Here is a 23207-nt window from a genome sequence, read left to right as displayed (position 1 = left end):
CTTTATTAGCATGCAAAAACAAATCTCGCCAGTCAGCCCCCTGTCGTATAACCTTCGTTTGTGTCAGGGAATATTTGCCCATAAGCCGGGCTCGGCGTAAACTAATGTCCTTGTTTAAGGAGTAAATAATGCATAAAGACACTCAACCCATCGATCGCGAAACACTGCTGATTGAAGCCAACAAAATCATTCGTGAGCATGAGGACACGCTGGCGGGGATTGTCGCCACCGGCGTAACGCAGCGAAATGGCGTGCTGGTTTTCAGCGGAGATTACTTTTTAGACGAGCAAGGGCTACCAACGCCCAAAAGCACTGCGGTGTTTAATATGTTTAAACACCTGGCGCATGTGCTTTCTGAAAAGTACCACTTGATCGATTAACGCGAGAAATGATTTGTCGGATGGCGGCGCCGCCATCCGGCAATTGCAATTTTACATCAGGGGCTTCTGTCCCCGCTGCCACCAGCGCATAAGTAAGCGGTCTGCACTTTCTGCCGCGCTGCCAGTGAAACGGTCCATCAGTTTTTTGCGCTGCATATAGCGGACATTCAGCACTTCACGGCCATCCATCAACCCCAGAATCACTTCGTCACTGGTATTGATCTCATCGACCAACCCATTTGCCAGCGCCTGTTGCCCGAACCAGTGTTCACCTGTAGCAACCTGTTCGATGTCCAGAGCTGGACGCATACGTTGCACAAAATCTTTAAACAGATGATGGGTTTCATTCAAATCTTCACGGAATTTCTGTCGCCCCTCTTCCGTATTTTCACCAAGCAGTGTCAGCGTACGTTTATACTGCCCAGCCGTGTGCAGCTCGATATCAATATCCTTGCCTTTCAGAAAACGGTTGAAGTTCGGGATCTGCGCCACCACGCCAATCGAGCCCACAATGGCAAACGGCGCTGAGACAATTTTATCCGCGACACAGGCCATCATATATCCGCCGCTCGCAGCGACTTTATCCACCGTTACCGTCAAGGGAATCGCCTTATCACGCAGGCGCTGCAACTGCGAGGCCGCCAGTCCATAACCATGTACCACACCACCGGGGCTTTCCAGACGCACAACCACCTGATCCTGCGGTTTTATCACCGCCAGTACCGCCGTGATCTCTTCCCGTAATGCGCTGACCTCGTGGGCATCCATACTGCCCTTAAAATCGAGCACCCAGACGCGAGGTTTGTCTGATGACGAACTGTCCCCCAGTTTTGCTTTGGCTTTGGCGGTTTTGGCCTCTAGCTTGTGCTTCTTTTTCTGCGCTTTATGCCATAACTTCTGCTGATGGCTATCCAACAATGCCATCGACAGATCTTCCTTCATCTCTTTATATTGATCGCTAAGATTAATAACGCGTAGTTCACCACGCTGACGCTTACGTTGTGTCGCATTTACAATCAGCATGACAATCACCGCAATAGCCACCACAACAGTGACAATTTTTGCCAAAAACAGCCCATATTCAGACAACAATTCCACGAGACCCACCTTGGTTAAACAACGCTACTTTCGCTCAGTGTACAACAGGCGTGTAAACCCGTCTTGCTTCATCCATCCGATGCTGAATCGGCAAAAAGCATGACAAAGTGTTCATTTTGCGGTGTTATTACCTTTGGCTGATTGAAAAACACCAGTGTTTAAGGCATAAAGCCGAAAAGTTATCGCGAACGAGATGGCCAAAGCGTCGCCGAGGAGTAGCCGTGCATTACCAACCTAAACAAGACCTGTTACAGGATCGCATTATTCTGGTCACCGGTGCCAGTGATGGTATCGGGCGTGAAGCCGCGCTTACCTATGCACGCTACGGTGCGACCGTTATCCTGCTTGGACGTAATGAAGAAAAATTGCGTCAGGTTGCCCGCACCGTCGCCGATGAAAACGGAACACAGCCACAATGGTTTACACTGGATCTGCTGACCTGTACCTCTGAAGAGTGTCACCAGTTGGCGCAACGCCTCGCCGCACATTATCCACGTCTGGATGGAGTGCTGCATAACGCCGGACTGCTGGGCGATATCTGCCCGATGAGCGAACAAAATCCGCAGGTATGGCAGGATGTCATGCAGGTCAATGTCAACGCGACGTTTATGTTGACTCAGGCATTGCTGCCGCTGTTACTCAAATCAGATTCAGGATCGCTGGTCTTTACCTCCTCAAGCGTCGGTCGTCAGGGACGGGCTAACTGGGGAGCTTATGCCACCTCCAAGTTTGCCACCGAAGGGATGATGCAGGTACTGGCAGACGAATACCAGAATCGCCATCTGCGCGTAAATTGCATTAATCCAGGCGGCACCCGTACCGGCATGCGTGCCAGCGCATTCCCGACGGAAGATCCGCAAAAACTCAAAACCCCCGCCGACATTATGCCGCTTTACCTGTGGCTGATGGGCGATGACAGCCGCCGTAAAACCGGTATGACTTTTGATGCCCAGCCGGGCCGTAAACCAGGAATTGCCCAATGAGTGAAGAACGCTATCAGCAGCGCCAACAGCGCGTAAAAGACCGGGTTGACGCGCGTGTTGCGGCCGCCAGGGACGAGCGCGGAATTATCATCGTGTTTACCGGTAATGGTAAAGGTAAAACTACCGCTGCGTTTGGTACAGCAACTCGCGCAGTGGGCCACGGTAAAAAAGTCGGTGTAGTGCAGTTCATTAAAGGTACATGGCCAAACGGCGAAAGAAATCTGCTCGAACCTCATGGTGTAGAGTTTCAGGTGATGGCTACCGGGTTTACCTGGGAAACACAAAATCGTGAAGCTGACACTGCCGCCTGTCTGGCCGTATGGGAACACGGTAAGCGAATGCTGGCCGATCCTGAGCTGGATATGGTTGTGCTGGATGAACTGACGTATATGGTGGCCTACGACTACCTACCGCTTGAAGAGGTGATCAACGCCTTAAACGCGCGCCCGGCCCAGCAGACGGTCATTATTACGGGTCGTGGATGCCATCGCGATATTCTGGAGTTAGCCGATACGGTCAGCGAGTTGCGTCCGGTCAAGCATGCTTTTGAAGCGGGCATTAAAGCCCAAATGGGGATTGATTACTAACAGCAGGCCGGATAAGGCGCTTGCGCCGCATCCGGCTCCACGCTAACGCCTGATGGCGCTTTGCTCATCAGGCCTGCTCATGATTAACCGTTGTTGCTGCGTCCACCCGGGCGACGGCTGCTGCCAACCTGAGAGTGACGTTTCACCGCACGGCGGATCTGATTCGCTTTCATACGACGACGATCTTTCTCGACAGCGACTTTAGACGTGGTTTCCGGTTTCAACTCCACCAGTTCACGCAAATAGTTGGTCTGTGCAAGATCAAGCTCTGTCCAGCCACCACGCGGCAGGCCTTTCGGCAATGGAATATCACCATAGCGTACACGGATAAGACGACTTACCTGCACGCCTACTGCTTCCCACAGACGACGAACCTCGCGGTTGCGGCCTTCAGTCAGCGTGACGTTATACCACTGGTTAATCCCTTCACCACCACTGAACTTGATGGTTTTAAACGCAGCCGGACCATCTTCCAGCTGTACGCCACGGCTCAGATCACGCAGTTTAGCATCGTCAACCTGACCGAACACACGCACCGCGTACTCGCGTTCAACTTCACGGCTCGGGTGCATCAGACGGTTCGCCAGTTCACCATCAGTAGTAAACAGCAACAGACCACAGGTATTGACGTCCAGACGACCTACGGCAATCCAGCGCGCGTCACGCAGCTTTGGCAAGCGGTCAAAAACGGTTGGACGACCTTCCGGGTCGTTACGGGTACACAGTTCACCTTCCGGCTTGTAATAGGCCAGAACGCGGCAGATTTGTTCTGCAGATTCTTTTACCGAGATCAGATGGCCGTCGATACGGATTTTCAGACCCGGCGTCACTTCAACGCGATCGCCAAGCGTGGCAATTTTGCCATCAACGCTCACACGACCTGCTGCAATAATGGATTCAATTTCACGGCGAGAACCGTGGCCAGCACGCGCCAGCACTTTTTGTAACTTTTCGCTCATAGAGCTTCCTTTAGGTGTCGCCTTCACAGGCGTCTGGTATACTTTCAAAAACAACGAGTTAACTAAAACATCAACTTAACTCACTGATCTGTAACTCTTTCATGGTACACAGCATGGCAAACAACGTGTCACACAAGCTGTCACACACAATGATTCGTGGGCGCACATATTACACTAACTTTAGACTAAATGATTCAACAAGTTTTGTGCGCTTAAGTCTCGGTACTGATAGCCGTAAGCAAGCAGAAGTGATCATGAACCAAATCCGTCCTTTCATTGCCCTTGTGCAGAATGGAACGATGAGCCTCGATGAGTTCAAACGCAAAATACAGGGCTACCGAGCCGCTACTAAGCAGGACTTTGACAACTATCTTCTACATGCACTCGAAAGGGATGTTGCCGAAGTGAAGCGTCTGCCAGAGTTAGGACGATGGCACAGAAACATGAATCCTGACCATCCTTTAACAGCTTCTGATACGATTGAGGCAGCTCAAGGTTACTCAGAAGCACACTTCCAACGCATGATGAATGGTAGCGATCAAATGGCAAACGAAGTGCTTGCAAGTCTTCACATGAAGAAACTTGAACTTTCCAAGGATGATTTGCCCCTTGCTAATCAAGTGGGCGCTGCTATTGATATGAGCCGCGCGACCGTCGCGCAAGCCTATGAAGCATTCTTTTCGAATGATCTGCTGCGATATCGCCAACTCATTGCCACACTGCAAGCTCAGTTAGAAGAGCAGAAACTGAAATCCTCACCGCAAAGTATTGTTCAAGCAAACCAGTCTTTATCAACGGAATTTAAAGACACAGCAAGCCAGGAAATCAAACTATCCGAAGCATGGACTCGGTATGTTGAAGAAAAAGGTCAAAAATGGCGTGCAAGCATTGCTAACGAGAACCAGCGTTTCTTTGATGTACTGATTTACGTTGTTGGTGATAAACCGATTGATCGGGTTACAAAGCAAGATATTCGTGAAGCGCTGAAAGTGACCGAAAACTTACCTACTCGTATTAAGCTGCCATATAAGCATCTATCTTTGCCTGAATGCATTGATTATGACGTTCCAGAGGAAGACCTGATCAGTAGCCAGCATGTTGTAAAACATCTCAAGATCTGGCGCTCGCTTTTTAAAACTTACCTCGTTGACACCAAAGACCTGTTAGAGAAATCCCCTACCGACGGAATCTCATTTGAGGTGAAGCCAAACCGTAGAGGCCATTTCAGTAACGCTGAGTTGAGTAAACTTAAGACCAAGCTGTTCTCACTGGAAAATAACGATTGGCGCAAATGGTACTTCCTTACCCTCATTTATACTGGTGCTCGACGTGGTGAGATTGCCTCTATCAGAAAGCGGAACATTCGTTTAGATGAAGAAACTTCACGCTGGTACATTTTTATAGAAGATGGGAAAACCGAACAAGCCCAACGCCAGATACCACTCCATAGGATTTTAGAGTCAGGTTTGCTCAATCTTGCCGAAACTCTTAATGATAGCGATCTAATTTTCTTTGACTTACCTAACTACACTACCGCTACTGAAGAATGGGCTAAGTTGATGAATGAAACTGGTGTTCCTGATTATGATGAGTTTGGACTAAAAAGGCGCATACATAGCCTTCGTCACACTTTCGTGAGCCATTGCCTTGCATCTGGAAGCGTATCTTTACCTTTGATGCAGTTTGTTGTCGGTCATTCAAGGACACAGAGTTTAGGAGTAACGTCCATTTACACGCACCGCCCATCACTAAAAGACCTGCTTTGTGTGGTTGACTTCCAGAAATGAAAAAGGGGCTTACGCCCCTTTTCAGTATCAGCCACTACCTAAAACATCCTGAGATTCAGTTTTGCGTTCTGTTTTTCTACGTCGTTCAAAGGTGCGGATTACATCCCAGATAAACAGGAATAGCAGATACCAGTAGAGTGCGATAATCATACTTGAGCATCATTATTCTGAGTACAGTCAGCGTCGTATCTTATTAAATATTCGATCAATATGTTCTCCTTGTTAGTTTTGCTAATATTTGCAAGTATTCCCGGTATTGGGTCGTAGTGAATAACTCACGGATGTAGTCATCCTCAGATGTTGCCGGGTTCAATAACCTGTTTAATGTCTGATTTTCTGATGCAAGGCGTACACCTTCGCCGTAGGCGTTGTCGTACAGCGTGATCTCTGCGTACCATTCATTAGAATGAGGCTGATTGACCTTGTGTCCGTGTTCAATGTGCCAGGCATCATAAGCAACCATAGCAGCCGCCGTAAGCGTATCGAGCACGTCAGAGCGTTTTATGGGGCGTTTTCGCTCCAGAATCGGAAAGCCCTGCATGTGTCCAGATAAGTAGCGGTTTGCTAAATCGCCTTTCCAGACAAACGAAGGATTAACCCACACTTTCAAAGTGCCTTTCTGGTGTTCAGCTTTATCAACTTTGATGTAGTGTTTACGCTCAAGACCAGATAAAACACGATTGAGATGATCCGGCGTGGTGTTCAGTATTACGCACAGATCTGCATGTTTAATAAATGCTAAGTTTCGCCTGTCAACTTCGTTACACAATGCAAATACTTTCGTGAAATCTGGCTTGGTTAATACGTCTGCGTATTCCTTGATCCCGTTATAGGATGCATTCCCTGGAAGGTCGCCCAACTTATTAGCGTATTCACGGTGTGCCTGTTTTGATTTAGCGGTATCTGCTATCGAGTAGCTCAAATGCAGACCCTGAACAATACCACCATCAAGCAAATACTCTGTCGAATCGTAGTGAAGAATTTCACCACTTTCCACTTCGACAACGTACAGAACATTATCTAAAGAAACGAGTTGTTGGGTAGGTCTGGAAAATGCTGAAAGCGGGTGATCGTGTTGCGGGGCATCTCTGAAAAAATAACCGTCTTCGTATGCTTGAATCAATGTTCCTCCTTAGTTGGTGTTCTCCTTTCGGTATTGGTCATAACGGATAAGTGCAGATTGAAACATTTCCATTCGGTCTGTATACCCTCTCGATTTTGCTGCTTGCATTGATGCGTAAATAACGTGGCGTTTCACTTCGCCGTTCACCAGGTCATTAAACACCTGGTCACTGCTGTAATACTTCAATAATGGCCTCCTTCGGATTTTGGATGCAAAAAGCCCCAGGCAGTTACCCCGCCCAGGGCTGAAAAGTTTCAGAAGGTTTTCTCCCCTTCATACTTACCATAGTACACTATTTCACTAACGTTTGTCAATACCCAAACGGTGATTTCGTAAAATGTTTTTGATTATTTTCAACGTGTTGCATTTTTGCTTTGCGATTAGTGCTCTTTATACCAGGAATGGATGATTGCTGTAAATCAAAATCTGTGGTAGGAGTTGCCACCAGAGAAGACAGCCCTGCCTTCCATTCACGAACACCATCTCGCCATTTCTTGAGAAAAAAAGTGAAAAATGGCGATTTTCACACTATTTTTTCATTTAAATACAGACACCTACCAAATTCGCTATAATAGTAGAGAGATTCTCTCTCTGCACTGAAGTGCATCAGCACGAGACAATCAGTGATGATTGGATTGGGATGTTTGCACGTATGGTAATGTCATAGCTACCTTGCACCAGATAAACAGACAGCCTAAAGGATTTAGGGTGGTTGTTTGGTTGGTGGTTAATCAAGATCGGTGGATGACATTAGGCAGGAATGCCATTGGATCATTGCAGAGTGTTGTTAATGGCGGCGTAGTCGCTGGATGGCATTAAGCAAAGTTTGGGCGGTAGTAGCCCAAGAGAGAGAAAACCAATTAGCTAACCTTAAGTTAGTTGGGTTTAATAGGTTTATGTTTGGGAGCGTAGCGAGCATAACAAGCACCTGCACAGGAGGAGCACCTTTGATGAAGGTAACTTGTCAAAAATGATCTCTCCTGTAATGGCTATCTTTCATGCGCGGCGTGAGCCTGTCACCAAGGCCAGCGCATAATAGTATGGTTCCGGCGCTTCGCGTCGATTACCGATAAACTCTTGACCCTACGGTAGAACGTCGCCCTGCTCACTCCGAATCGTCCATGCAACAACCCTAAGTATTTCCTATCAAAAAGACATCTAACCCGGCGGTAATTCGCAGGTAAATAAGCACCGTTGATTCGGGATGAAGTTGCTAAACCAACTAAATAGTAACGACTGAAACTATCAATAACTTTGCGTAAAGCCTTGCGCCGTGCCGTTATCAGCAGAAATAACAATCGAGCCGTTGGAGGCTGGTGTTAAGCACACCTGTCTTTACGTGATATTAAACAACACTTTCGATTTTAAGTCCCCTTCACTCTGAGTCCGCAGTATCAAATGTCTTCGCATATGGGCATTTTCCTTTGGTAACGTAGGTGAACAGATAGATGCTGTTTTCGTAGGTGCAAAGCATCTTACCATTCTCGGTCGTATCCTGCTGGGGATCGGTCATTGTGATCTGTCCTGCTGCTGCCATCTGTGAAACCAGTAACCCAAATATCACTATCAGTGCTCTTCTCACTGCATTTCTCCTGTGCATGCTCTTTCGTCTATCAAGACTCATCCATAGCGAAGAACTGTGCAAGACATTATAGTTTCAACATTGATCAATTTTATCGATTGATAAATGATAAACCGATCGTTTTTATCAATTGATGGTTTTATACTGATTCCCGATGAATGTCTAACACCAATCGAATAAAGGAACGTTATGAAGGGGATAACTCTTGCTGCACTCTTACTGCTGCCTCTGTCAACTTATGCAAGCTCCTATCAATGTGAAGCTCTTCAGCAAGGGCAACTGGGTAGCAATGGGAAGACAGTCACAGCACAATCCAGCATTGAAATTGATGGTTCTCAGATGCACTTCAGTTTAAATAACGCAAGCTGGGATCTCTCGTACATCGGGGAGAAGCAAATTGCCAAGCTCTATAGCACCGACAACGGCAATGTCGCCGTGTCTTTCATTGACGGCAACCCGCTCATTTTTGTTCTGCATCTGGTTAATGATGACGGTAGAAAAGGCACTTACAACCTCAGCGAATGCTCCGAGCTATAAGGGGCGGTAATGAAAAAACTATTCGCAGCCGCCATATTTTTGTCAGTGATACCGAACGCTTATGCATTGAGTCATGGGGATACCGCAACCCTAAAGGAAGGTACATTTAACTGTAAAAAGCTGACCGACTTTTACGAGATGATCAGTTACATCCAGGACAAAGACCAACAGGGTATGATGGGCCTCATCACTTCCGGTAAATGCCGTCTCCTAAAAGAATCGATGGCAGTTGAGATTCAAAACGTAGACGATAAGGGGTTTGTTTTCTTCATTACCCCAGGCGGTCATGGTGGATGGGCAGTCACACAGTTCTTCAAAGAATAATCATCTCATGCAACGACTGGCGTGAGTGATCACGCCATTTTCATCTTCGCTCGTCAAAACGAATTCAACTCCTCGTTTCAAGTCTCAAAACCATCTCCTTATAAGACAACACCGACGCAACGGCAGAATGCTGCTTCGCTTTGTTTCAAAAGGTTGATATTTAGTTTTGAGACAGCTATCATTTTGATACAAACTTTTGAGACTCAGAGAACATCATGACTACTGTGATCGGATACGTGCGAGTTTCCACCAGCGACCAGAACGTTGAAAATCAGAAGCAGCAGATTACCGATGCTGGTTATAGCGTTACTCGTTGGTTCAGCGATGAAGCAGTGAGTGGTGCAGTGAAGGCAGGAGAACGTCCAGGGTTTGGTGAACTACTCAGTTATGTGCGAGAAGGCGATACGTTGATCGTGATTGCTATCGACCGCCTGGGACGTAACACGATTGATGTTCTTTCCACTGTGGAAAAGTTGCAGGCGAAAGGCGTGAAAGTTGTCAGCTTGCGTGAAGGGTTCGACCTGTCAACGCCAGTTGGTAAAGCGATGCTCACTATGATGGCAGGACTTGCCAGCCTGGAAAAAGATCTGATCGCAGAGCGTAGAACAGCAGGAATCAAACGTGCTCAATCGGAGGGCAAGCATTGCGGCAGACCTATAAAAGCGACAGTTGAACAGGTACGAGAGTTGTTAGGGCAAGGTCTACCACCAGCAGCAGTGCAGGAACGATTATCGATCAGCAAAGCCACCTTCTATCGATTAAAGACATCAGATCATCTCTCTGATATTTGAAAATTGTGTAGTTTGAAATTGGGTGGCTAGGAAAAAAGTGCTGAGCAGTCTAAGTAAACGCGTAGATCATAATGATCAAAATACGGAATACCAAGCTGATCACGCAGTGCCGCAAACACTTTACCTATCTTAGTCATGTTCGTACCAGCCACTTCTGAGAATATCCATTCCTTCCACTGGCGATCAACGTACTCCATGAACCCCCATTCGATTAACTTCATATGGATGGCTACCTGTCTTGTAGCATTTTCCGTTTTCCCCTGACCTCCTTCAGCAATCAGGAAATAGAAAACGTAAAGCTCCCCTTCTTGCCACGATGGAGTAGATGTTCACATATTGCTGTGCTGAGTATCCTTATAATGAGCATGTATTTAGGATTCAGCATATCCGTTCGATGAACCAAGAACCAACAGTACCCCTAAGCATTCGATTTTTTCTTGCAACTTTTGCTGTCATATAGCGTCACAGACATAGGTTTCCCCTCTTTATTCTCAACGGATACTAAAACAACGGCATTTTTACTCATAATCAGTGATCTTATTGAAGGGTTATTACAAACCAATATCCCTTTTATGCCGTGGTCACTGCCAGCCACATCATTGATAAAATCTGCATCAGTTGAATCAACTCTCACTGTATAGTTGAGAGAATCTATACGTTGCGCAGGAAGTTTAACGACCTTATTTCCTGTTTCCACTATCGGGACATAACCATCTAGTGTTGAAATTTTCACGCTGGTTATGGTGAAGAACTGTTTCAAGAAATCAGGTGGGATAACAATCTTCGTTTTTTGAGTATCTCCTGTCACATCGGCAAATGCCAAAGAACTTATAAAACAAACAAGTAGGGCTAATATTTTCATCACATTTCCCTTGTATTGCCAGCCATGACAGGAAACCAGCTTCATTTGCTTATGATGTGGCTAAAGGCTTTGAGAGGATATGCTGGAGCTGGCAATAGAGCAACTCTGGCACATATCTATCTGCTCTATGCGTTAGCGACTGCGTACAACACGTCTACCAGCTTTACAGCGTCCACATCATTCCAGACCCAATAGGATGATAACTGATGATGGTTGTCGCTATCAGGCGTCCCTAAAACGCCCTGCACTATGGCTTGATGATCTTGGGATGCAGTAACGCGTACACTATTTGACATTTGCATAAAGCAAGTTAGCCCCTTGAGATCATCACGCCGGATATTTTTCTTATGCATGTCCACATTCTGTGATGTAACTGTAATGTGCATTGCTTCTGCTCTCTGATAGTTAAGATTCGGTGTAAGCACTGTATTTCAGATTATCCAGTGTACTGAAAATGTGCAACTAACAGATTTTAGACAATAGAAGTCAATAAGCCCCAATAGCTTTAAGGAAACATACGAAACGTAGTAACCTTAACAGAGTTATGTGAAGCATAAGTAATAAAAAGCAGGGTTAAAGTGTGCATACATAATGAGAGTCTAGATGTGTCTAATGGCTGTCACACAAGCTGGTAACAACCATTATCCGAAATACATTAATTCATTGATTGTAAATGATTTAATATTTATCTTGTGCGCCTTCACAGGCGTCGAACAGGAGAATCAACGGCGCCAGTCAGCGCCATTTTAAGGCCGCGTAGTATAGCGGTTCGCGCCCTTATAAGAAAGGTTTAACGTCGCCAACACCTTCACGCAACACCACCGGGGAATCATCGGTTAAATCAATCACCGTGGTCGGCTGCTGACCGAGATACCCACCGTGGATGATCAAATCAACCTGCTTTTCCAGACGATCTTTGATCTCTTCGGGATCGGACTCGGTAAACTCACTGCCCGGCAGCATCAGCGAGGTGGAGAGCATAGGTTCGCCAAGCGCTTCCAGCAATGCCAGCGCAATCGGATTGGATGGTACGCGAAGACCAATGGTTTTACGTTTTTCCTGCAGCAGTCGGCGCGGCACTTCTTTCGTCCCTTTCAGGATGAAGGTGTAGTTGCCTGGCGTATTGTTTTTAATTAAACGAAAGGCAACGTTGTCCACGAATGAATAGGTCGACAGCTCTGACAAATCGCGGCACATCAGCGTAAAGTTGTGGCCATCCGGCAGATGACGGATACGACAAATACGCTCCATCGCGCCTTTATCTTCGATTTTGCAGCCCAACGCATAGCCGGAATCGGTGGGATAAACGATCACCCCACCTTTACGCACAATTTCAACGGCCTGATTGATCAGACGTTGCTGTGGGTTATCAGGATGGATATAAAAAAACTGACTCATACTTTCCTCTCTGTGATCTCGGGCTGTTCCCAAAGCTGCCAGACGCCTTCAACGCCTGCGGGCAACCAGAGCTTACGACCCAATTCAATCCACGGACACGGCTGATGAAAATCAGACCCTTGCGATGCCCACAACTGATGCTGGCGCGCAAGCGTCGCCAGATGGGTGCGTTCATTGGGAGACTGCTGGCACTGTGCCACTTCCATCGCGTCACCGTGATGTTCAGCAAAATGTGCAACCAGTCTTTTCAGCCACTTAGCGCTAAGATCGTACCGCCCAGGATGAGCCAGAACTGCCTTACCGCCAGAATGATGAATGACATCAATAGCTTGTTCTATTGTACACCACTGTGGCGGAACATAACCGGTTTTCCCACGGGCAAGATATTTTTTAAAGACATCCGCCATAGTGCTGGCTTTTCCGCACTCAACCAGATAACGAGCAAAATGGCCCCGCGTGACGGCCCCGCCGTCAGCCAGACGCAACGCCCCTTCCCACGCCCCCGGAATATGCGCTTTGTCCAGTCGCTCAGCAATGAGCTGTGCGCGCTGCTGACGGCGCGCCGTTTGCTCCACCAGGAATTCACGCATCATGGGATGAGCGATATCAATATTCAAACCGACAATATGGATCTCGTGGTTTTCCCAGACCGTGGAAATTTCAACGCCGGCTATCAAATTCAACGCTAAACCTGAACGTGAAATTTCTTCTCTTGCCGCCGGAATTGCTGCCGTGGTGTCATGATCGGTAATCGCCAGTGTCCCGACTCGCATCTCTACCGCACGGTGTACCAACGCTTCAGGCGTCAACCGTCCGTCGGACGCCGTTGTATGACTGTGCAGGTCGTAAATCACTGCGTAATTCGTGTCGCTCAAGGCGGCTCCCGTTTCAATAAATGTCGTATCGCGATCATCATAGCGGTTTCGACAAATTAACTGAAATCAGGTGTTGACTTTACTCCATCGAACTAGTTAACTAGTACGCAAGTTCACATGAAGAAGGTATCTGAGATGAAAGCACGCTTTGTTCTGCACGGTTGGTGGCGCACTTCCTGATTTCGGGCAGTGTCTCACGTCTGCAATATGCAACCAGATACCCGGCCCGCCAACTGAGCGGGCTTTTTTTTGAACAAAATTAATGAGAATAACGATGCAAACACAAAAACCGACACTCGAACTGCTGGCCTGTGAAGCCGCCTACCGTGAGAACCCGACCGCGCTGTTTCATCAGGTGTGTGGCGCACGACCGGCAACGTTGTTGCTGGAATCCGCCGATATTGACAGCAAGGATGATCTCAAGAGTCTGCTGCTGGTCGACAGCGCGTTGCGTATTACCGCCTTAGGTGACACTGTCACTATTCAGGCATTGTCGGCGAATGGCGCGTCGCTGCTTCCTCTGCTGGACGCAGCCTTGCCCGCGGGCGTTGAAAACGATAAACAGCCGAACGTTCGTCAGTTGACATTCCCCAGCGTAAGCCCGCTGCTGGATGAGGATGCCCGTTTATGCTCACTTTCTGTATTTGACGCGTTCCGTTTATTGCAGGAGCTGGTCAATGTGCCGCCGCAAGAGCGTGAAGCCATGTTCTTTGGCGGTCTGTTTTCCTACGACCTGGTTGCCGGATTTGAAGATTTACCCCAGCTTGAGGCGGGTAACCGTTGCCCGGACTACTGCTTCTATCTGGCAGAAACGCTGATGGTTATCGACCACCAGAAAAAAAGCACCCGCATTCAGGCCAGCATCTTTATGCCAAATGACGAGGAAAAACAGCGAATTAACACCCGTCTGGCACAGTTGAGCCAACAGCTCACAGAACCCGCACCGCCGCTGCCCGTTACCGACGTGCCGCAAATGCGTTGTGAATGCAACCAGAGTGATGAAGAGTTTGGTGCCGTTGTGCGCGGAATGCAGAAAGCGATTCGTGCCGGTGAGATTTTCCAGGTGGTGCCTTCCCGCCGCTTTTCGCTGCCCTGCCCGTCACCGCTGGCTGCCTACTATGTGCTGAAAAAGAGCAATCCGAGCCCGTACATGTTCTTCATGCAGGATAACGAGTTCACACTGTTCGGCGCGTCGCCGGAAAGCTCGTTGAAATACGATGCCACCAGCCGCCAGATTGAAATTTACCCGATTGCCGGGACCCGCCCGCGTGGTCGTCGTGCGGATGGCTCGCTGGACCGCGATCTCGACAGTCGTATCGAGCTGGAAATGCGTACCGACCATAAAGAACTTTCCGAGCACCTGATGTTAGTTGACCTGGCGCGTAACGATCTCGCACGTATCTGTACCCCAGGTAGCCGCTATGTTGCCGACCTGACCAAAGTCGACCGTTACTCTTTCGTGATGCACCTGGTATCTCGTGTGGTGGGCGAACTGCGTAGCGATCTGGATGTGCTTCATGCTTACCGCGCCTGTATGAACATGGGCACGCTGAGCGGCGCGCCAAAAGTCCGCGCGATGCAATTGATTGCCGAGGCCGAAGGTCGTCGTCGGGGCAGCTATGGTGGTGCGGTCGGCTACTTTACCGCCCATGGCGATCTGGATACCTGCATTGTGATCCGTTCGGCCCTGGTAGAAGACGGTATCGCCACCGTGCAGGCCGGTGCCGGGATTGTTCTTGATTCTGTTCCGCAGTCTGAAGCCGATGAAACCCGTAATAAAGCGCGTGCCGTTTTGCGTGCTATCGCCACCGCGCACCATGCACAGGAGACTTTCTAATGGCTGACATTCTGCTGCTCGATAACATCGACTCATTTACCTACAACCTGGCAGATCAGCTGCGCACTAACGGTCACAACGTGGTGATTTACCGTAACCATATCCCGGCTCAGACATTAATTGACCGTTTAGCGACGATGAAAAATCCTGTACTGATGCTTTCTCCTGGGCCTGGCGCACCAAGTGAAGCGGGCTGCATGCCAGAGCTGTTAACCCGCCTGCGCGGCAAACTGCCCATCATCGGTATTTGTCTGGGGCATCAGGCGATTGTTGAAGCCTATGGCGGGTATGTGGGTCAGGCAGGTGAAATTCTGCACGGTAAAGCGTCCAGCATTGAACACGACGGCCAGGAGATGTTCGCCGGTCTGGCAAATCCACTGCCGGTAGCGCGCTACCATTCACTGGTCGGCAGCAACGTACCGGCCGGATTGACCATTAACGCCCACTTCAACGGCATGGTGATGGCAGTTCGCCACGACACCGACCGCGTGTGCGGCTTCCAGTTCCATCCGGAATCGATTCTGACCACTCAGGGTGCGCGTCTGCTGGAGCAAACGCTGGCCTGGGCACAACAGAAGCTCGAACAAACCAATACGCTGCAACCTATTCTGGAAAAACTGTACCAGGCCCAAACGTTATCTCAGCAGGAAAGCCACCAGCTGTTCTCTGCTGTCGTTCGCGGTGAACTGAAGCCGGAACAGCTGGCAGCCGCACTGGTCAGCATGAAAGTGCGTGGCGAGCATCCGAATGAGATTGCCGGTGCGGCGACCGCCCTGCTGGAAAATGCCGCCCCATTCCCGCGCCCGGATTATCTGTTTGCCGACATTGTCGGAACCGGCGGTGACGGCAGTAACAGTATCAATATTTCCACCGCCAGTGCGTTTGTCGCGGCGGCCTGTGGATTAAAAGTCGCCAAACACGGTAACCGCAGCGTCTCCAGTAAATCAGGATCCTCAGATCTGCTGGCGGCATTTGGTATCAATCTGGATATGAACGCCGATAAATCCCGCCAGGCGCTTGACGACCTGGGCGTGTGTTTCCTGTTTGCGCCGAAATACCACACCGGTTTTCGCCATGCGATGCCGGTACGCCAGCAGTTGAAAACCCGGACGTTGTTTAATGTACTTGGGCCATTGATTAATCCGGCGCATCCGCCGCTGGCGCTGATCGGCGTTTACAGCCCGGAACTGGTGTTGCCGATTGCCGAAACACTGCGTGTGCTGGGATATCAACGGGCAGCCGTGGTACACAGCGGCGGAATGGATGAAGTTTCGCTGCATGCGCCGACCATAGTGGCAGAACTGCACGATGGTGAAATCAAGAGCTACCAGCTAACGGCGGAAGACTTTGGCCTGACGCCATATCATCAGGAACAGTTGGCCGGCGGCACGCCGGAAGAAAACCGTGACATTCTGAGTCGCTTGTTACAAGGTAAAGGTGAGGCCGCTCATGAGGCTGCTGTTGCCGCGAATGTCGCCATGTTAATGCGCCTGCACGGTAAAGAAGACTTAAAAGCCAACGCGCAAACCGTGATTAATGTGCTGCGCAGCGGTGCGGCTTACGACCGTGTCACTGCACTGGCAGCAAGAGGGTAAATGATGCAAACCGTTTTAGCGAAAATTGTCGCTGACAAGGCGATTTGGGTAGAAGCCCGCAAACAGCAACAACCACTGGCCAGCTTTCAAAATGATGTTCAACCCAGCACACGTGATTTTTACAATGCGCTGCAAGGGACACGAACCGCTTTTATTCTGGAGTGCAAAAAAGCCTCTCCGTCAAAAGGCGTGATCCGGGATGACTTCGACCCGGCACAGATTGCGGGAGTATACAAACATTATGCGTCAGCAATTTCCGTGCTGACGGACGAGAAATATTTTCAGGGTAGCTTTGATTTCCTGCCCATCGTCAGTCGCATCGCACCACAGCCGATCCTGTGTAAGGACTTTATTATCGATCCTTACCAGATTTACCTGGCACGTTTCTACCAGGCGGACGCCTGCCTGCTGATGTTGTCGGTTTTAGATGATGAACAGTATCGTCAGCTCGCTGCCGTTGCCCACAGTTTGAAAATGGGCGTGCTGACTGAAGTCAGCAATGAAGAAGAGTTGGAGCGCGCCATCGCGCTGGGTGCAAAAGTCGTCGGTATTAACAACCGTGATTTACGTGACCTGTCGATTGACCTCAATCGTACTCGCCAGCTTGCACCTCGTCTGGGCCATGGCGTCACCGTCATCAGTGAATCCGGGATCAACACCTATGGCCAGGTTCGCGAACTCAGTCATTTCGCCAACGGTTTTCTGATCGGCTCTGCGCTGATGTCCCATGATGACCTGCATACCGCCGTGCGTCGCGTTTTGCTTGGCGAAAATAAAGTCTGCGGACTGACCCGAGCACAGGATGCAAAAGCAGCGTACGAATCCGGGGCCATTTATGGTGGAGTCATTTTTGTCCCGACCTCACCGCGCGCTGTCAGCGTTGAGCAGGCGCGAGACGTTATGACGGGTGCGCCGTTACAGTATGTCGGCGTGTTCCGTAACACCGACATCGCCGACGTCCACGAAAAAGTCACCGCACTGTCGCTGGCCGCCGTACAACTACACGGCAGCGAAGATCAGGCCTATGTCGATGCTCTGCGCAATGTGTTGCCCGCGCAGGTGCAAATCTGGAAGGCACTGAGTGTTGGCGAATCACTGCCCGCTCGTCGCTATCAACATATTGATAAATACGTTTTTGATAACGGCCAGGGTGGCAGCGGTAAGCGCTTTGACTGGTCGCTGTTAGGCGGACAATCGCTGGATAACGTTTTACTGGCTGGCGGACTCGGTGCAGATAACTGCGTCGACGCGGCTAAAACCGGCTGTGCCGGGCTCGATTTCAATTCTGGCGTAGAGTCACAGCCGGGCATCAAAGATGCACGTCTTCTGGCTTCAGTCTTTCAGACGCTGCGCGCATATTAAGGAAAAGGACATGACAACATTACTCAATCCGTATTTTGGCGAATTTGGCGGTATGTATGTGCCACAGATTCTGATGCCTGCACTGCGCCAACTGGAAGAAGCGTTCGTCAGTGCACAAAAAGACCCTGAATTTCAGGCACAGTTTACTGACCTGTTGAAAAACTACGCTGGTCGCCCTACTGCACTCACCAAATGCCAGAACATCACTAACGGTACCAGGACAACGCTGTATCTCAAGCGTGAAGATCTGCTGCACGGCGGCGCGCACAAAACTAACCAGGTGCTGGGACAAGCGTTACTGGCGAAACGCATGGGGAAAACAGAAATCATCGCAGAAACTGGCGCGGGTCAGCACGGTGTGGCGTCTGCCCTTGCCAGCGCCTTGCTGGGTTTAAAGTGCCGTATTTATATGGGTGCGAAAGACGTCGAGCGTCAGTCTCCGAACGTTTTCCGTATGCGTCTGATGGGTGCTGAGGTTATTCCGGTACACAGCGGCTCTGCCACATTGAAAGATGCCTGTAACGAGGCATTGCGCGACTGGTCTGGCAGTTACGATACCGCGCACTATATGCTTGGTACGGCGGCAGGTCCGCATCCTTTCCCGACTATCGTACGCGAGTTCCAGCGCATGATTGGTGAAGAAACAAAAGCACAGATTCTGGAAAAAGAAGGCCGTCTGCCGGATGCTGTGATCGCCTGTGTAGGTGGCGGCTCAAACGCGATCGGCATGTTCGCCGATTTTATAAATGAAACCAGCGTTGGTCTGATTGGCGTTGAGCCAGGTGGTCACGGGATCGAATCCGGCGAGCACGGCGCACCGCTGAAACATGGTCGTGTTGGGATTTACTTCGGCATGAAGTCGCCAATGATGCAGACCTCTGAAGGGCAAATCGAAGAGTCCTACTCCATTTCTGCGGGACTGGACTTCCCGTCAGTCGGGCCACAGCACGCTTATCTGAACAGTATCGGACGCGCTGACTATGTTTCGATTACTGATGATGAAGCGCTGGAAGCCTTCAAAACACTGTGTCTGCATGAGGGGATTATCCCGGCGCTGGAGTCTTCCCACGCCCTGGCACATGCGTTGAAAATGATGCGTGAAAACCCGGAGAAAGAACAATTACTGGTGGTCAACCTCTCTGGTCGCGGCGACAAAGACATTTTCACCGTACACGATATTCTGAAAGCGCGAGGGGAAATCTGATGGAACGTTATGAAAACCTGTTTGCACAACTGAAGGACCGCAAAGAAGGCGCCTTTGTCCCCTTCGTGACCCTGGGCGATCCCTCTGTTGAACAGTCACTGAAAATCATTGATACGCTGATCGAAGCGGGTGCCGATGCGCTTGAGCTGGGTATTCCGTTCTCCGACCCGCTGGCCGACGGCCCAACCATTCAGGAAGCGACATTACGTGCATTCGCGGCAGGCGTCACACCGTCACAATGCTTTGAAATGTTGGCACTGATTCGGCAAAAACACCCAACCATTCCGATTGGTTTACTGATGTATGCCAACCTGGTGTTCAGCAAGGGTATTGACGAATTTTACGCACAATGCGAGAAGGTTGGCGTAGATTCGGTATTAGTCGCCGATGTGCCGGTTGAAGAATCCGCGCCATTCAGAACGGCGGCATTACGCCATAATGTAGCGCCAATTTTCATTTGCCCGCCTAACGCTGACGAAGAACTGCTACGCCAGATTGCCTCTTATGGCCGCGGTTATACCTATTTATTGTCACGCGCAGGTGTTACCGGTGCCGAAAATCGTGCAGCGTTACCGTTGCATCATCTGGTCGAAAAGCTGAAAGAATTCAATGCCCCGCCTTCTTTACAGGGCTTTGGTATCTCTGCACCGGAACAGGTGACAGGCGCAATAGAAGCAGGTGCTGCGGGGGCTATTTCTGGATCGGCGATTGTCAAAATCATTGAGAAGAATGTTGCCGCACCAGAGCACATGCTGGTTGAGCTGAAAGCCTTTGTCAGTGCAATGAAAGCCGCGACCCATCAGTAAGCTGAAATAACCGCCAGAGACTTCTGGCGGTTTTACCCGTCTTTCGCCTGCTTCATTTTGTACATGGCGTTATCCGCATTCTGGATTGCCACATCCAGTTCGCCCCTCACCTCGGCAACGCCCCATGACACCGACAGCGGTACGGTGTGACCATCCACTACAAAGACGTGATCGTTGACCTGGCCACTGATACGCTGTGCAATCGCGATAGCATCACTTGTCTGGGAGCGAAACAGCAGGATCATAAATTCATCCCCACCAGTACGAATCACGAGGTCGTGGCTTGTACGGGTGTTTGACAACATTCTGTTGGCAATAGTTTGCAATGCACGATCACCTGCTGCATGCCCCCAGGTGTCGTTGACAGCCTTGAACTTATTGCAATCCAGCAGCACCACAGAACAATGTGATAAGTCCCGACGCTTAATAATGTCGAGAATTCGCCGATTAAAGCAGCCAGTCAGCGAATCAATATAGACCTTGAGGTCGCTTTGATTCAGCCACGATTTCAGCGAGAAACTGATCATAATAAAGAAGAACGGTGCCAGCAGTATCACAATTCCGGCGTGCGTATCGCGCACCATAAACCGGCCTAATGCTATCGAATAGTACAGCGCATATTTTTCCGACAACTTCCGCACCATAATGCGCGTTTTATCCGTACATTTGCCAGATAAACAGAGGCGCTCATTATTGGATAAATTCACCAGAGCCACATTCAGGCCCGGTGGCATTTGATAGTCAAAAGCATTTGCCAGCGCCTCCTGCAACTCAGGCTTTGAATGGTCATAGACCAGATAGGCGACGATTTGATCCGATATCTCTTTCCCGGAAAGGTCATAGATATAGCTCACCACGCTGTAGGCTTTTCCACCGGTAATTTTATCGGTATAAAAATTCGTTGAGCTGAGCGCTTTGTTCTTGATGTTTTTTTGCAGCAGACGGGTATAAAAATCGACTGGCGGATAGAAAAATCCGGTAATGTCCTGCGCCATTTCAGAATCAGAGAACGTAAAATTGCGCGAATCAGAAGGCATAAACCAGTAAAAATAATCCGCATTCCTGGCAATGATGTAACGATGCGCATCAAAACTGCCAGGATTCAACTCATTAACCCTGCCACGAATAAACTCCGCTGCCGTATACATACATAGAGCTTTAAGGTTGGCTTGTCGGGCGATAATCGTCCCTGTCGCCGAATGCACCCGCTTTGGGTCGGCATTAATTCCCCATTCCCCCGCATTACGCGGAACAAACTGCGCCGCATTATCACATTGATCGTCATTTTTAATGTGATGGTAGCGCTCACCAATCGCATCGGCGATGAGTTCATTATCGTTAAAGATATCCAGCATACGGGCTTGCAGGCGGTTAATCCCTTCGCTGGCCGTGGCCATACGCTGTTCGTAGATGATAAACAGAAACAACGAGGTAAATATCAGCGTAATCAGCCCCGATACCAGCAGTGCCTGCCTGTTCCTGAGCTTATCTTGCACAATCTTCACGAGTCCACCCTGATAGTTAACGGTGATGCCAAACCGGTTACCCGTTTATGTTGTTGCATAACAGCGCTGAGTATTAAAAAAAATATAGATCGTCCTGTGGCCCTGATAATGGATGAAAATAACGTCTCTCCCGTATATCTGAGTCACAGATTTATACAACAAAAGAACATTTTTGTTAACAAAAATGCAAACTAGTCATCCCCGGCAATCGGATAGCCGGCACGCCGAATCGCTTCCCGACAGTCGCTCACGCCTGCGGCATACCCAGCTTCGATTTCACAAACCGGACTGGCGCTGCAATAAGGTAGTGTGATTTGTGTGGAGATGACCTTTTCCAGAGCTTCCACCCTGCTCATGTAATTCAATAATTCGCGCGCAGCATACACGGCAAACTCTGTCGTATCATCGTCTATGGATGCTTCCATAAGGGAAATTTTTTGTTGTAGCAACTGACGGGTCAATGTCATCGTCAATACCCTCAAAGCCAGTTTGCTTAAAGAGTAGCATTACATCAAAGGGGAGAAAGTCGGGAAGGGGAAAAGAGAGGAGAAAAAGCTGGCCGCAAAACGACCAGCCTTTCGGACTGGAATCGCTGACTTAAAAACGATACCCCGCAGAGAACATGAACACCCACGGATCAAGGCGCACGCTGTCGCGCTGCTGGACGCCACCCATTTTATAGCTCGCGGTGGTGTCGATATCCATGTACCAGACTGACATGTTAATCAGCCAGTCGCGGTTGATCAGATAGTCCATACCGACTTGTCCCGCTGCACCCCAGGAGTCTTTCAGGCTCAGATCGGATAAACCCGCTTCTTTCCCGTTGTTGTTAAAACCTTCATCGAAGAAAGTCGTGTAGTTCACACCCACGCCAACGTAAGGACGCAGTTTGCTGCTGGAGTCGCCAAAGTACCACTGCGCCATTAACGTCGGCGGTAAATGATGAACGGTGGCAATATCACCGGTTGGACCGGTGCCGATCTTATGGCGGAACGGCGTGGCTGCCAGTAACTCAACGCCAATATTGTCGGTTGCCATATAGGTGAATGTCAGGCCCAGCTGCGTATTGTTGCTGACATCAAAGCCACCCAGGCTTCCCAGCGTACCACCCGCGCCTTCCGTCGGTCTGACGGTAGCCGAACCTGCACGAATAAAGAACTCTCCGGCCTCATGCGCAAATGCGTTCCCAGAGAGAAGAGTTGTTAAAGCCAATGCTGCAACTGTTAATTTTTTCATGTCCGCTCCATCGTTATGGTTATAAAAGCGGAACAAATATACCCACAATGGAGTAATAAGTGATCTAACCGGGATCACATTGGGTTTGATAATTTAACATTTATTGATCCAGATTAAGTTAGAACTTGCATTCAAAATCCTGGTTAAATTAATTCAGATCAATTTTGATATATTTTCACTATGCAAATACCTTTAACGCCAACAGAAAGCGATGGTTATTTGAACGTGATGTACAGAGAACAAACAACGATGTTGCAAGATGCTGAAGTCCTGGCCAAAAATTACCGGAGCTTTACAAAGATATGCCTTTCCATACATCGCACGATGCTGCCACTGTAGAGTTATCCAGGGTACAATTGCGCGCAAATGAACACCT

General features: G+C 49.2%; 23 protein-coding genes, 2 pseudogenes and 1 other annotated feature. Of the genes and pseudogenes, 14 read left to right on the top strand and 11 right to left on the bottom strand.

Annotated elements, in window-relative coordinates:
- Positions 1-128 precede the first annotated feature (128 nt).
- A complete protein-coding gene (locus ACLJXE_RS11395; protein ID WP_003020616.1) occupies positions 129-380 on the top strand; it encodes a YciN family protein in 252 nt (83 codons plus the stop codon).
- Positions 381-431: 51 nt separating this feature from the next.
- Here ACLJXE_RS11395 and sohB read toward each other — a convergent pair whose 3' ends face one another.
- Positions 432-1478: a protease SohB gene (gene sohB / locus ACLJXE_RS11390; protein ID WP_410750893.1), complete on the bottom strand. Its 1047-nt coding sequence runs from the start codon at positions 1476-1478 to the stop codon at positions 432-434.
- Between the two features lie 221 nt (positions 1479-1699).
- On the opposite strand from sohB, the gene ACLJXE_RS11385 reads away from it, so the two are divergent.
- Positions 1700-2461: a YciK family oxidoreductase gene (locus tag ACLJXE_RS11385; protein ID WP_286630965.1), complete on the top strand. Its 762-nt coding sequence runs from the start codon at positions 1700-1702 to the stop codon at positions 2459-2461.
- Positions 2458-3048, top strand: a complete 591-nt coding sequence (gene cobO, locus ACLJXE_RS11380) for a cob(I)yrinic acid a,c-diamide adenosyltransferase (RefSeq protein WP_286630964.1) — start codon at positions 2458-2460, stop codon at positions 3046-3048. The genes ACLJXE_RS11385 and cobO overlap by 4 nt, the downstream gene beginning before the upstream one ends.
- A gap of 83 nt (positions 3049-3131) precedes the next feature.
- Here the strand turns inward: cobO and rluB are convergent, their stop codons facing one another.
- A complete protein-coding gene (gene rluB, locus ACLJXE_RS11375; protein WP_003020625.1) occupies positions 3132-4007 on the bottom strand; it encodes a 23S rRNA pseudouridine(2605) synthase RluB in 876 nt (291 codons plus the stop codon).
- Between the two features lie 113 nt (positions 4008-4120).
- Here rluB and ACLJXE_RS11370 point away from each other — a divergent pair, with 113 nt between their 5' ends.
- The gene (locus ACLJXE_RS11370; RefSeq protein ID WP_410750892.1) at positions 4121-5794 is read left to right on the top strand and encodes a tyrosine-type recombinase/integrase; all 1674 of its coding nucleotides are present in this window, start codon (positions 4121-4123) and stop codon (positions 5792-5794) included.
- 205 nt (positions 5795-5999) lie between these two features.
- On the opposite strand, the gene ACLJXE_RS11365 is transcribed toward ACLJXE_RS11370, so the two are convergent.
- A complete protein-coding gene (locus ACLJXE_RS11365) occupies positions 6000-6917 on the bottom strand; it encodes a hypothetical protein (RefSeq protein ID WP_410750891.1) in 918 nt (305 codons plus the stop codon).
- A gap of 1375 nt (positions 6918-8292) precedes the next feature.
- Positions 8293-8499 carry a hypothetical protein gene (locus tag ACLJXE_RS11360; protein WP_410751039.1) on the bottom strand — a complete coding sequence of 69 codons (207 nt, stop codon included), beginning with the start codon at positions 8497-8499 and terminating at the stop codon, positions 8293-8295.
- A gap of 189 nt (positions 8500-8688) precedes the next feature.
- On the opposite strand from ACLJXE_RS11360, the gene ACLJXE_RS11355 reads away from it, so the two are divergent.
- From ACLJXE_RS11355 to ACLJXE_RS11345, 3 genes are all read left to right on the top strand, one after another.
- Entirely contained in the window at positions 8689-9036 is a 348-nt protein-coding gene (locus ACLJXE_RS11355; RefSeq protein WP_088731940.1) for a hypothetical protein, read from the top strand.
- A gap of 9 nt (positions 9037-9045) precedes the next feature.
- Positions 9046-9360 (top strand): hypothetical protein, encoded by a 315-nt coding sequence (locus ACLJXE_RS11350; protein ID WP_063159757.1) that lies wholly within the window; start codon positions 9046-9048, stop codon positions 9358-9360.
- Between the two features lie 215 nt (positions 9361-9575).
- Complete coding sequence (locus ACLJXE_RS11345) at positions 9576-10151, top strand: recombinase family protein (protein ID WP_410750890.1); 576 nt, start codon at positions 9576-9578, stop codon at positions 10149-10151.
- Positions 10152-10210: 59 nt separating this feature from the next.
- Here ACLJXE_RS11345 and ACLJXE_RS11340 read toward each other — a convergent pair.
- The 4 genes and pseudogenes from ACLJXE_RS11340 to rnm all read right to left on the bottom strand — a co-directional run.
- A pseudogene (locus tag ACLJXE_RS11340) lies at positions 10211-10438 on the bottom strand (integrase); the annotation flags it as partial.
- Positions 10439-10569: 131 nt separating this feature from the next.
- Entirely contained in the window at positions 10570-11013 is a 444-nt protein-coding gene (locus ACLJXE_RS11335; protein WP_410750889.1) for a hypothetical protein, read from the bottom strand.
- Positions 11014-11790: 777 nt separating this feature from the next.
- Positions 11791-12411: an L-threonylcarbamoyladenylate synthase gene (locus ACLJXE_RS11330; RefSeq protein ID WP_096756817.1), complete on the bottom strand. Its 621-nt coding sequence runs from the start codon at positions 12409-12411 to the stop codon at positions 11791-11793.
- Positions 12408-13286: an RNase RNM gene (gene rnm, locus ACLJXE_RS11325; RefSeq protein ID WP_410750888.1), complete on the bottom strand. Its 879-nt coding sequence runs from the start codon at positions 13284-13286 to the stop codon at positions 12408-12410. Before rnm ends, ACLJXE_RS11330 begins: the two co-directional genes overlap by 4 nt.
- Positions 13287-13421: 135 nt before the next feature.
- Here rnm and trpL point away from each other — a divergent pair, with 135 nt between their 5' ends.
- From trpL to trpA, 6 genes are all read left to right on the top strand, one after another.
- On the top strand, positions 13422-13466 hold the full coding sequence (gene trpL / locus ACLJXE_RS11320) for a trp operon leader peptide (protein ID WP_212734703.1): 45 nt from the start codon (positions 13422-13424) through the stop codon (positions 13464-13466).
- Positions 13443-13537 (top strand) — a sequence feature (Trp leader region). Its footprint overlaps the gene before it by 24 nt.
- Positions 13538-13560: 23 nt before the next feature.
- Positions 13561-15123, top strand: a complete 1563-nt coding sequence (locus ACLJXE_RS11315) for an anthranilate synthase component 1 (protein WP_410750887.1) — start codon at positions 13561-13563, stop codon at positions 15121-15123.
- The gene (trpD, locus tag ACLJXE_RS11310; protein WP_410750886.1) at positions 15123-16718 is read left to right on the top strand and encodes a bifunctional anthranilate synthase glutamate amidotransferase component TrpG/anthranilate phosphoribosyltransferase TrpD; all 1596 of its coding nucleotides are present in this window, start codon (positions 15123-15125) and stop codon (positions 16716-16718) included. Before ACLJXE_RS11315 ends, trpD begins: the two co-directional genes overlap by 1 nt.
- Before the next feature lie 3 nt (positions 16719-16721).
- Positions 16722-18080 (top strand): bifunctional indole-3-glycerol-phosphate synthase TrpC/phosphoribosylanthranilate isomerase TrpF, encoded by a 1359-nt coding sequence (trpCF, locus tag ACLJXE_RS11305; protein ID WP_410751033.1) that lies wholly within the window; start codon positions 16722-16724, stop codon positions 18078-18080.
- A 10-nt stretch (positions 18081-18090) separates the two neighbouring features.
- Entirely contained in the window at positions 18091-19284 is a 1194-nt protein-coding gene (trpB, locus tag ACLJXE_RS11300; RefSeq protein WP_005126427.1) for a tryptophan synthase subunit beta, read from the top strand.
- Positions 19284-20090 (top strand): tryptophan synthase subunit alpha, encoded by an 807-nt coding sequence (gene trpA, locus ACLJXE_RS11295; RefSeq protein WP_410750885.1) that lies wholly within the window; start codon positions 19284-19286, stop codon positions 20088-20090. The genes trpB and trpA overlap by 1 nt, the downstream gene beginning before the upstream one ends.
- Positions 20091-20122: 32 nt before the next feature.
- Here the strand turns inward: trpA and ACLJXE_RS11290 are convergent, their stop codons facing one another.
- The 3 genes from ACLJXE_RS11290 to ompW all read right to left on the bottom strand — a co-directional run bounded on the left by ACLJXE_RS11290 (position 20123) and on the right by ompW (position 22831).
- Entirely contained in the window at positions 20123-21595 is a 1473-nt protein-coding gene (locus ACLJXE_RS11290; RefSeq protein WP_410750884.1) for a GGDEF domain-containing protein, read from the bottom strand.
- A 191-nt stretch (positions 21596-21786) separates the two neighbouring features.
- Entirely contained in the window at positions 21787-22062 is a 276-nt protein-coding gene (locus ACLJXE_RS11285; protein WP_410750883.1) for a hypothetical protein, read from the bottom strand.
- A gap of 130 nt (positions 22063-22192) precedes the next feature.
- The gene (gene ompW / locus ACLJXE_RS11280; protein WP_286630958.1) at positions 22193-22831 is read right to left on the bottom strand and encodes an outer membrane protein OmpW; all 639 of its coding nucleotides are present in this window, start codon (positions 22829-22831) and stop codon (positions 22193-22195) included.
- A gap of 281 nt (positions 22832-23112) precedes the next feature.
- Between ompW and ACLJXE_RS11275 the strand changes: the two are divergent.
- Positions 23113-23199 (top strand): annotated as a pseudogene (locus ACLJXE_RS11275) (YkgJ family cysteine cluster protein); the annotation flags it as partial.
- Between the last annotated feature and the right edge of the window lie 8 nt (positions 23200-23207).

Source organism: Citrobacter sp. U14242, from assembly GCF_046555775.1.
In the GTDB taxonomy this organism is placed as follows: Bacteria; Pseudomonadota; Gammaproteobacteria; order Enterobacterales; family Enterobacteriaceae; genus Citrobacter.
This window is presented reverse-complemented; position numbering and strand designations above follow the sequence as displayed.

Bases quoted from the DNA above. Each gene is read 5' to 3' on its own strand.
- ACLJXE_RS11395 (WP_003020616.1), top strand. From the start codon at position 129: ATGCATAAAGACACTCAACCCATCGATCGCGAAACACTGCTGATTGAA.
- trpB (WP_005126427.1), top strand. From the start codon at position 18,091: ATGACAACATTACTCAATCCGTATTTTGGCGAATTTGGCGGTATGTAT.
- ACLJXE_RS11355 (WP_088731940.1), top strand. From the start codon at position 8,689: ATGAAGGGGATAACTCTTGCTGCACTCTTACTGCTGCCTCTGTCAACT.
- ACLJXE_RS11285 (WP_410750883.1), bottom strand. From the start codon at position 22,062: ATGACATTGACCCGTCAGTTGCTACAACAAAAAATTTCCCTTATGGAA.
- ompW (WP_286630958.1), bottom strand. From the start codon at position 22,831: ATGAAAAAATTAACAGTTGCAGCATTGGCTTTAACAACTCTTCTCTCT.
- ACLJXE_RS11335 (WP_410750889.1), bottom strand. From the start codon at position 11,013: ATGAAAATATTAGCCCTACTTGTTTGTTTTATAAGTTCTTTGGCATTT.
- trpD (WP_410750886.1), top strand. From the start codon at position 15,123: ATGGCTGACATTCTGCTGCTCGATAACATCGACTCATTTACCTACAAC.
- ACLJXE_RS11330 (WP_096756817.1), bottom strand. From the start codon at position 12,411: ATGAGTCAGTTTTTTTATATCCATCCTGATAACCCACAGCAACGTCTG.
- trpCF (WP_410751033.1), top strand. From the start codon at position 16,722: ATGCAAACCGTTTTAGCGAAAATTGTCGCTGACAAGGCGATTTGGGTA.
- ACLJXE_RS11345 (WP_410750890.1), top strand. From the start codon at position 9,576: ATGACTACTGTGATCGGATACGTGCGAGTTTCCACCAGCGACCAGAAC.
- ACLJXE_RS11315 (WP_410750887.1), top strand. From the start codon at position 13,561: ATGCAAACACAAAAACCGACACTCGAACTGCTGGCCTGTGAAGCCGCC.
- ACLJXE_RS11370 (WP_410750892.1), top strand. From the start codon at position 4,121: ATGGCAAACAACGTGTCACACAAGCTGTCACACACAATGATTCGTGGG.
- ACLJXE_RS11350 (WP_063159757.1), top strand. From the start codon at position 9,046: ATGAAAAAACTATTCGCAGCCGCCATATTTTTGTCAGTGATACCGAAC.
- cobO (WP_286630964.1), top strand. From the start codon at position 2,458: ATGAGTGAAGAACGCTATCAGCAGCGCCAACAGCGCGTAAAAGACCGG.
- rluB (WP_003020625.1), bottom strand. From the start codon at position 4,007: ATGAGCGAAAAGTTACAAAAAGTGCTGGCGCGTGCTGGCCACGGTTCT.
- trpA (WP_410750885.1), top strand. From the start codon at position 19,284: ATGGAACGTTATGAAAACCTGTTTGCACAACTGAAGGACCGCAAAGAA.